The sequence below is a fragment of the Achromobacter animicus genome (assembly GCF_902859585.1).
In the GTDB taxonomy this organism is placed as follows: Bacteria; Pseudomonadota; Gammaproteobacteria; order Burkholderiales; family Burkholderiaceae_B; genus Achromobacter; species Achromobacter animicus.
Map to the genome: position 1 here is coordinate 1 of NZ_CADIJM010000034.1, position 3311 is coordinate 3311.

Here is a 3311-nt window from a genome sequence, read left to right on the forward strand (position 1 = left end):
GATACCTGCGGGGTTTTGAGCAATAAAAGCCTGACGATGACCTACTTTCACAGACGTCCGTCCACTATCATCGGCGCAAAGGCGTTTCACTGTCCTGTTCGGGATGGGAAGGAGTGGTACCACCTTGCTATGGTCGTCAGGCGTAACTGGTTGAGCGGCTGCGGTTGAGGCAACGGCTCCAATCTTGGAAGAAGCGCAACGTGTGGCGATCAGAGCGCTAGGGCTCGATGATCGGCGCACAGTGGGGTGTAATTGTGTTGGCTGGCTGCTGACGGTGCAGCCAGTATTTTGTATTGAACGACACTTGGAACGCTATATCACCAGGTCAATAACCATCAGTGTTATAGGATCAAGCCTCACGGGCAATTAGTATCGGTTAGCTTAACGCATTACTGCGCTTCCACACCCGACCTATCAACGTCCTGGTCTCGAACGACCCTTCAGGGGGATCAAGTCCCCGGGATACCTAATCTTCAGACGAGTTTCCCGCTTAGATGCCTTCAGCGGTTATCTCTTCCGTACTTAGCTACCCGGCAATGCCATTGGCATGACAACCGGTACACCAGAGGTACGTCCACTCCGGTCCTCTCGTACTAGGAGCAGGCTCCGTCAAGTATCCAACGCCCACGGCAGATAGGGACCAAACTGTCTCACGACGTTTTAAACCCAGCTCACGTACCTCTTTAAATGGCGAACAGCCATACCCTTGGGACCGGCTACAGCCCCAGGATGAGATGAGCCGACATCGAGGTGCCAAACACCGCCGTCGATATGAACTCTTGGGCGGTATCAGCCTGTTATCCCCAGAGTACCTTTTATCCGTTGAGCGATGGCCCTTCCATTCAGAACCACCGGATCACTATGTCCTGCTTTCGCACCTGTTCGACTTGTCAGTCTCACAGTCAAGCACGCTTATGCCATTGCACTATCAGCACGATTTCCGACCGTACCTAGCGTACCTTCGAACTCCTCCGTTACACTTTGGGAGGAGACCGCCCCAGTCAAACTGCCCACCATGCACTGTCCCCGATCCGGATAACGGACCAAGGTTAGAACCGCAAACAAACCAGGGTGGTATTTCAAGGATGGCTCCACGTGATCTAGCGACCACGCTTCAAAGCCTCCCACCTATCCTACACAGGCCGGTTCACAGTCCAATGCAAAGCTACAGTAAAGGTTCATGGGGTCTTTCCGTCTAGCCGCGGGTAGATTGCATCATCACAAACACTTCAACTTCGCTGAGTCTCAGGAGGAGACAGTGTGGCCATCGTTACGCCATTCGTGCAGGTCGGAACTTACCCGACAAGGAATTTCGCTACCTTAGGACCGTTATAGTTACGGCCGCCGTTTACCGGGGCTTCGATCAAGAGCTTGCACCCCATCACTTAACCTTCCGGCACCGGGCAGGCGTCACACCCTATACGTCGACTTTCGTCTTTGCAGAGTGCTGTGTTTTTAATAAACAGTCGCAGCCACCGATTCTCTGCGACCCCATCATGCTAAGCGCGCAGGCGCTTCACACTACCGGGGTATACCTTCTCCCGAAGTTACGGTATCAATTTGCCGAGTTCCTTCTCCTGAGTTCTCTCAAGCGCCTTGGAATATTCATCCCGTCCACCTGTGTCGGTTTGCGGTACGGTCTCGTACAGCTGAAGCTTAGAGGCTTTTCTTGGAACCACTTCCGATCACTTCGCAAGCAATGCTCGCTCGTGCCACACCCTTGATTTACGCGCCCGGATTTGCCTAAGCGCCATCTTCGATGCAGCAACAGGGACATCCAACACCCTGATGATTTTCCGCGATCCGTCCCCCCATCGCACTGTACGACGGTGCTGGAATATTAACCAGCTTCCCATCAGCTACGCATCTCTGCCTCGCCTTAGGGGCCGACTCACCCTGCGCCGATGAACGTTGCGCAGGAAACCTTGGACTTACGGCGAGGGGGCTTTTCACCCCCTTTATCGCTACTCATGTCAGCATTCGCACTTCTGATACCTCCAGCAGCCTTTACAAGCCACCTTCGCAGGCTTACAGAACGCTCTCCTACCGCGTGCACTAAAAGTGCACACCCGCAGCTTCGGTTTATCGCTTAGCCCCGTTACATCTTCCGCGCAGGACGACTCGATCAGTGAGCTATTACGCTTTCTTTAAAGGATGGCTGCTTCTAAGCCAACCTCCTGACTGTCTATGCCTTCCCACTTCGTTTCCCACTTAGCGATAATTTGGGACCTTAGCTGGCGGTCTGGGTTGTTTCCCTCTTGAGTCCGGACGTTAGCACCCGGTGCTCTGTCTCCCAAGCTGTACTTGCGGGTATTCGGAGTTTGCCATAGTTTGGTAAGTCGCCATGACCCCCTAGCTATAACAGTGCTCTACCCCCCGCAGTAATACTTGAGGCACTACCTAAATAGTTTTCGGAGAGAACCAGCTATTTCCAGATTTGTTTAGCCTTTCACCCCTATCCACAGCTCATCCCCTAATTTTTCAACATTAGTGGGTTCGGTCCTCCAGCACGTGTTACCGTGCCTTCAACCTGGCCATGGATAGATCATCTGGTTTCGGGTCTACACCCAGCGACTGAATCGCCCTATTCGGACTCGCTTTCGCTACGGCTTCCCTATTCGGTTAACCTTGCCACTGAATGTAAGTCGCTGACCCATTATACAAAAGGTACGCAGTCACCCCACAAGGAGGCTCCTACTGTTTGTATGCATACGGTTTCAGGATCTATTTCACTCCCCTTCCGGGGTTCTTTTCGCCTTTCCCTCACGGTACTGGTTCACTATCGGTCGATCACGAGTATTTAGCCTTGGAGGATGGTCCCCCCATCTTCAAACAGGATTTCACGTGTCCCGCCCTACTTGTCTTACGCTTAGTTCCACACACAGAATTTCGTCTACAGGGCTATCACCTGCTACGGCCGGACTTTCCATTCCGTTCGACTATCCTGCGTGCTAAAACGTAAAGGCTCATCCGATTTCGCTCGCCACTACTTTCGGAATCTCGGTTGATTTCTTTTCCTCGAGCTACTGAGATGTTTCAGTTCACCCGGTTCGCTTCCACTAGCCTATGTATTCAGCTAGGGATACTGCATTGCTGCAGTGGGTTTCCCCATTCGGATATCTGCGGATCAAAGCTTGTTTGCCAGCTCCCCGCAGCTTTTCGCAGGCTACTACGTCCTTCATCGCCTGTGATCGCCAAGGCATCCACCATATGCACTTAGTCGCTTGATCCTATAACGCTGTAGGCTATAGGACCTGAGTATTAGCGTTTGTGCCGTTCATAAGTTTCAAAGCAGTCTGAGGTTTATCACC

Annotated in this window: 2 rRNA genes; both read right to left on the bottom strand. The window is 52.5% G+C overall.

Annotation, left to right across the window (positions count from 1 at the left end):
- Positions 1-28: 28 nt before the first annotated feature.
- Positions 29-141, bottom strand: a 5S ribosomal RNA gene (rrf, locus tag HV681_RS27630).
- Positions 142-345: 204 nt separating this feature from the next.
- A 23S ribosomal RNA gene (locus HV681_RS27635) occupies positions 346-3230 on the bottom strand.
- Positions 3231-3311: the final 81 nt, after the last annotated feature.